The 5,586-nt window shown below is 54.2% G+C and carries 6 protein-coding genes; all 6 read right to left on the bottom strand.

All coding sequences use genetic code 11. The features are described from left to right. The coding region (locus Q363_RS30215; protein ID WP_035358135.1) for a transposase at positions 1 to 263 on the bottom strand (263 nt) is incomplete at its 3' end. A 459-nt stretch (positions 264 to 722) separates the two neighbouring features. After that, complete coding sequence (locus Q363_RS30210) at positions 723 to 1,118, bottom strand: response regulator (RefSeq protein ID WP_169747193.1); 396 nt, start codon at positions 1,116 to 1,118, stop codon at positions 723 to 725. A gap of 134 nt (positions 1,119 to 1,252) precedes the next feature. After that, on the bottom strand, positions 1,253 to 1,894 hold the full coding sequence (locus Q363_RS30205) for a response regulator (protein ID WP_035358133.1): 642 nt from the start codon (positions 1,892 to 1,894) through the stop codon (positions 1,253 to 1,255). Further along, complete coding sequence (locus Q363_RS30200) at positions 1,891 to 4,272, bottom strand: PAS domain-containing sensor histidine kinase (RefSeq protein ID WP_245632567.1); 2,382 nt, start codon at positions 4,270 to 4,272, stop codon at positions 1,891 to 1,893. The genes Q363_RS30205 and Q363_RS30200 overlap by 4 nt, the downstream gene beginning before the upstream one ends. A gap of 261 nt (positions 4,273 to 4,533) precedes the next feature. Beyond that, positions 4,534 to 4,770: an outer membrane beta-barrel protein gene (locus Q363_RS47515; RefSeq protein WP_483782916.1), complete on the bottom strand. Its 237-nt coding sequence runs from the start codon at positions 4,768 to 4,770 to the stop codon at positions 4,534 to 4,536. Between the two features lie 370 nt (positions 4,771 to 5,140). Further along, on the bottom strand, positions 5,141 to 5,586 hold a 446-nt coding region (locus tag Q363_RS30195; protein ID WP_035358132.1), incomplete at its 5' end, for an IS66 family transposase.

The raw sequence follows: 5,586 nt of genomic DNA, 5'->3' as shown, positions 1-5,586 counted from the left end.
ACTTGCTCGAGAAGCGCGTCATCGCTCCATGGTGCATCGGCCACTATGTGATGCAGTGACTGGTGCATCTGGCGTACGTTGCCGGGAGCAAGCCGCGCAGCCATCGGCTCCACGCTCTTGCGCTCGATCGGAAGCATCAGGCCCTTGGTGTAGTTTTCGATGGGAACAACTCGGTCCGCATGTCCGGCTACCCGGGTCAAACCATCCAGATAGGCTTGCAGACGATCAGGCTGGCGCGAGAAATTCGTCCGATGGCGGCTCATCGACCTCAACGTAAGGCATCACTGATGCCAGCGCCAGAGAAATCGAAATAAAGGTATCTAATTTATAACACAGTAGTATTAGAACCCTTGTCTACCGACTTCACCACGCTTTTGACCATGTGCGCCACATCTTGGGCGAGCATGGTTTGCGATGCACCAACAGTTAGAACGACCGCGGCAACAGCCAACAGTCCTACGCGCCACTTGAATAGGATTGACATCGAAATACTCCTTCCGGGGATCTGTGGCCTTGCTAGTGTGTTTGCCCTGCGTGCTATCTCATAATGCGCCAAAGGCGCTGGGAACCTGTCAATTTGTGGCAGGTCGAATCCAGTTTCTTGATTCGGTTAGGGGATGAACTATATTCCACATGGCCGCCGGAAAGATAGTGTCGCCGCCAGCAAAACCGCTGCGGCGCTTATCCCCTATCTCCGATGGGCAAGGAGCCAGAGATTACTGTTACGGGGGTATCGACGGCGAAACGAATGTGTGCCCTTTCAGTGCCTCACGGATAGCTGGAACCAGATCAGTTGCCACATGTTTCTTAGTGACGTAGCCTGTCGCGCCAGCAGAAAATGCTGCGGCTACAAAATCCTGGTCTTCATGAACTGTCAAGAACACGACCCTAGTTCGAAGATCGAGTGATCGCAGCTCAGATACTGCTTGCAGTCCGTCAAGAATGGGCATTGATATATCGATCACCAATACATCTGGATTGAGACGCTTCACTTCCGTTACGGCATCCCGTCCATTTTTTACGGCACTCACGATGTCAAAATATTCGCTTAGTACCGCATGTAGGTGCGCAAGAATCGTTTCATGATCGTCTGCGAGCAACACTCGAACATCGCCCATAAGGCCCACGCAATCACCAGCCGGTAAAGTCTTCGAAATTCTCGCCCTCCGCATGACACTCTGGATACTGTCACAATAGGTAGCCGACAAATTCAGGGGCATGATCGTGATGCCAGGCGGGCGCGCGTCGCTGGCTAGGGTGGGGAGATTATTGAGTGCTTGATTGCATATCGAACAAGTTCTGAGTTAGTCGTGATTCTCAGCTCTTCCATGAGCTTGTATTTGTGAAATCGTACGGTTCTGGTCGAAATATGCAAAATGTAAGCAATCTCCTTCATGGACTGCCCTTCTGCCAGCATTTGCAGGACCTCCCGTTGTCGGTCACTCAGATGCCTAGGACGACTTAAAGACCTTGGATCTCGGATATAGCTCTGCTCAATCGCTCGTCTGATTTGCGGCGTTACGTATGAAAGCCCTTCCATCGCGTTACGGACGGCCTGCATGAGTTCGTCTCTCCCCGAGCTCTTCAGCAGATAACCCGAGGCACCGATCCGAAGCGCTTCGCTCGCGACGTCTGAATCGGGATTCATCGTAAGAAAGATGAGTTTTACTCTTGGCATCCGTTTCTTCAGTTCTCGCCCTGCGTCCAACCCATTCAACAATGGCATCCCCAAATCGACCAGCACTAAATCTGGCTTCAGATCCGAAGCTACGTTCAATAGCGCGCGGCCGTCTCCAACGGAGCCAATCACTTCATAATCAGGTTCAAGAAGCTCCTGCAGACCGGCACAGAACATGGTGTGATCGTCGGCGAGGAGAATGCGTACCCTTTTCATACGACACCCGTCACAGCCTCGGCCCGCTCCCTTCGCGCCGCGGCTGAAGACTGGTTTGCGATAACCACTGGCACGGCCACGACGATTCTGGTTCCCATTCCCGGTTTCGATTCCACGGAGAATCTTCCGTGTACTAGATGGACCCGTTCCTGCATGCTCACGAGTCCCAGGCCGCGATTCCTCTTCGCTTCTTCCACGTCAAAGCCTGCACCGGAATCTCTCACAACAAGCTCAATTTCGCCTGCGATTCCCTTAATGGCGACTGCGAATTGGCTTGTCCCGCTGTACTTCACCGCGTTATGCAGTCCTTCCTGAGTGACTCGAAAAAGGCAGAGTGAAACATCTTTGGGCAAACGCGGCGGGACTCTATCCTCTTCAAAATCGATGACTACTCCATGCTGTCTGGCAAATTCTTTGCAGAAACCCTTGATAGCGGCCACAATGCCCAGGTAATCGAGTTTCGATGAGTGCAGTTGGTGCGACAGGGATTGAACGTCGTCTGCGATCTCGGAACAATATCGCCGAATTTCCTGCATCCGCTGCTGCGTAGCTACGGGGGATCCATCGGCAGTGCGATTGGCCTGCTCAAGCTCCATAGAAAGCACTGCAAGCCTTTGGCAAATGTCGTCATGTAAATCCCTTGCGATTCGGCTGCGCTCATTCTCCTGTGCCTCGATCAACTGCCCGCTCACTTTTTCGAGCGCTTCATGAGCTAGCTTCTGGTCCGTGATATCAATGGCGGAACCGATGAAGCCTGCAAGCGATTCGTCACCATTCATTCTCGGGGACGCAACATCGAACATCCACCGGTAGACTCCATCTCCGCGACGCAGGCGGTACTCCATTGAAAAGGGCTCGCGGACTTTCAAAGCCTCTGAAAGTGCTTCAAGCACCCTCTCCAGATCGTCCGGATGGAGATATGCGGTCCACGTGTCGCCATACCCGGCCTGCGGATCTGGCCCGGTAAACGCGAGCCGCCTGTCATTCAGATAGGTGATCTTGCCCCGCTGGTCGCACATCCAGATCAGAGACGGTGTCGAATCGGCCAGAACGCGAAAGCGCTTCTCGCTCTCACGAAGAACAGATTCGGCTTTCCGATTGCGCGCTCGCTGCCATAACAATCCAATAATCAACAGTGACTGACCGACAATCAGCACAATGGCAGCGACAATGTACTTCCGATCGCGCTCCCAAGCTGTGGGCTCGCGGTATAAAACTATACTGCCTTGCGGCAGCGCTGCCTCAGGAATCCGGAGCTGTCGCCAGTCTACCAGGGCATGGTTTGTTACGGTCCCGTGCACAACGGGAATGTTGCCGGGCGGCTCCCCATAGAGTAATCGTGCCGCTAGTTTCGCCGTCAGTGCGTTTTCCTCCCCGTCATCTTGAGCAACCCCGCCGATGCCCCAGTGATTCAAGCAGAGCGCCGGGAAGATGCAATAAATAGGGAGACGTTGCCCAATCGCCGCAACAATGTCAGAGACACCCATCGCTGGATGCCTTGAATCTTGTAGCGCAAGCTGAAACAAAACCACAGTCCGAGGGCGTAGGCCGGCGACCTTCTCAAGAAGCTGTTGGTCAGCGGGCCCGACAATGTCGATCTCTCTCACCTCGTCTTGATGACGAAGGAGCTCGGAATGGACAGCAGCCAGCCAATACCATTCAAACCCCGATTTGTTAGTGACGACAGCGACCGCATTTGTATTCGAATGGAGACGAAGAGCAAGATTTATCGTGCCTTGGATATCTACAGGAACCGTCGCGCCGGTTACACCGGGCCACATCTTCTGCGCATTGATTCTGCCGCTGTGAACACCTTTGAAGAGGATTGGCGCACCAGGAAATATTCGATCGCGGTATTGCACGACGAATCGAAGTGCCGGATAGGACTCTACAATCACCGGATCCAGCCTTTCGCCGCGATACGCAAGGCGTAGAGTTTCTGCCAGGCTCACTCGATATGCTTCATCCTCGAATCGCTGAGCTTCCATATACTCTACGTAAAAGTTGAGATCCAATCGAATCTGGGCTCGCAACGCGGTTTTCAAATTAGCCGGATCAAAAATGCTGCGATCTGAAAAGCTGTATAAGATCAGGATGTTCTTCGTTTTTAGTGGTTCCGCTCCGAAAGCGTGGGGGGAAAGAGCTATTGCCGCAATGGCGAGAAGTGTGAACCATAGTCGGGGGAGGCTCCGGCGATAAAACCAACCGGAACGGGAATGCTTCTCCGCGAGTCGGATGTGCTTCATCATAATTTCAGTGGTTGCACCCAGCATCTGCGCTTCGTTGCACACAATGGCTATGGCCCGGGTGGCGCGCATCGTCAGCATTGCTCGCACGCTGTTAGTCGCGCCCATGACAGCCTGAAGTATGACATCCATCCGCACGCGACTACCCGTACGAAATCATTCAGAATTGAAGGGTATTATAGCCCGTCGACAATACCTGTGCGCCCAGACCAAGTGGAAGCTGCATTGATCCAGGGTGGGTGACGTCATCGCCTAGACCGAATTTCGGGAGAGTAGCCACACTGAAGACCTCGGCGGAAAACAAATTTACGTCAATCCACTGACTGCCAACTATGAGAGCCTGCAGCGGCGTGAATCAGACTCTGCAGAAAGCCGGCAAACCACTCATTCGAATCAAGAACGCCGACAAGAATCTGCGGCATGATGATCTGTTGATGGATGATTCCAGGCGTTGAAGAGCTCGGAGCGAACTGCAGGCGCATGGAGTCGGTGAAGTGCCAAGTACTTCCGCATGGCGAGGTCCCAGTTCTGGTATCCGGGTGAGCGAAGCTGCGAGATGTAGCGCTGCGCGTTGCCGAAGTCGAAGGGGTTTGGAGGAGTCCGGGAAGGCGCCGACGTTGAACCACCGATTAATGGTCGGATTGGGAACGTGATATCCAGCCACGACGTTGGGACGACGGTTGCCGCCTAACTGACCTAGGTGTTGTTTGCGGTCACGATCGAGAGCGGGAGCCCTCTTTGAAGATGGAGATTCCGGAGACCTGTCATCCGCCGACGACGCGTTGACCGTGCCGCTGGCGACGGAGCCGAGCTTCTTGCCGCGGCCCAAGGGGCAGTTCGTAGATGTAGCTGACAACAAGGGAGTGGCGGATGCCGTTGGAATGGACTGTGGCTCCTTTCCTTCGACAGCTAATAGCCTCGCTCGTTCCACAGTCAAAATCGTTTCAGCGCGCTTTCTACGTGGCGGGAACAATACGGGAACATTGTGAAGCGGGCGATTTCAATTGTTTAGCTGATTGAGCTTGATCGCCTCTACAAAGCGTCTTCTTGAGTGCGCCCAACATGCGGCATGCACCATCTTCGGTCCGCCGACACGGCCGTAAGCCGCATAAGCGTCGGTCTGTAAAATGCCTGCGAAGTCTTCCAGGAAACGCATGGGCCCTTCGCGTCCGCGCCCCATGCGGAACTCGAAGATTGCTGCGCCGCCCGGAGTTCCGTATTGCCACAGATAGCCGGGGTGGTTCCTCGACCGGCCATCGCGTGTCTGCACATCCACCGGCGTCTCATCGGCCTGGATGTAGTTACCCCTGACTAACTCGCGGCCCATGACCGCGACCAGAGGCATCAGTAAATCCCCGACGCGCATCACCCAGCCATCGATGGTTTCTCCATTCCACAGCACCATAATGTGAGGTGTGCCTAACGATTCTAAATCGGGGTTCTTAA

This window comes from Edaphobacter aggregans DSM 19364, from assembly GCF_000745965.1.
Lineage (GTDB): Bacteria > Acidobacteriota > Terriglobia > Terriglobales > Acidobacteriaceae > Edaphobacter > Edaphobacter aggregans.
Note: the sequence above shows the minus strand (reverse complement) of the source record. Positions and strands in the feature narration are given on the sequence as shown.

What these genes read in the sequence shown, in the direction of transcription:
- Q363_RS30205 (WP_035358133.1), bottom strand. Translation starts at nt 1,894, where the DNA reads ATGAAAAGGGTACGCATTCTCCTCGCCGACGATCACACCATGTTCTGT.
- Q363_RS30210 (WP_169747193.1), bottom strand. Translation starts at nt 1,118, where the DNA reads ATGGGCGATGTTCGAGTGTTGCTCGCAGACGATCATGAAACGATTCTT.
- Q363_RS30200 (WP_245632567.1), bottom strand. Translation starts at nt 4,272, where the DNA reads ATGGATGTCATACTTCAGGCTGTCATGGGCGCGACTAACAGCGTGCGA.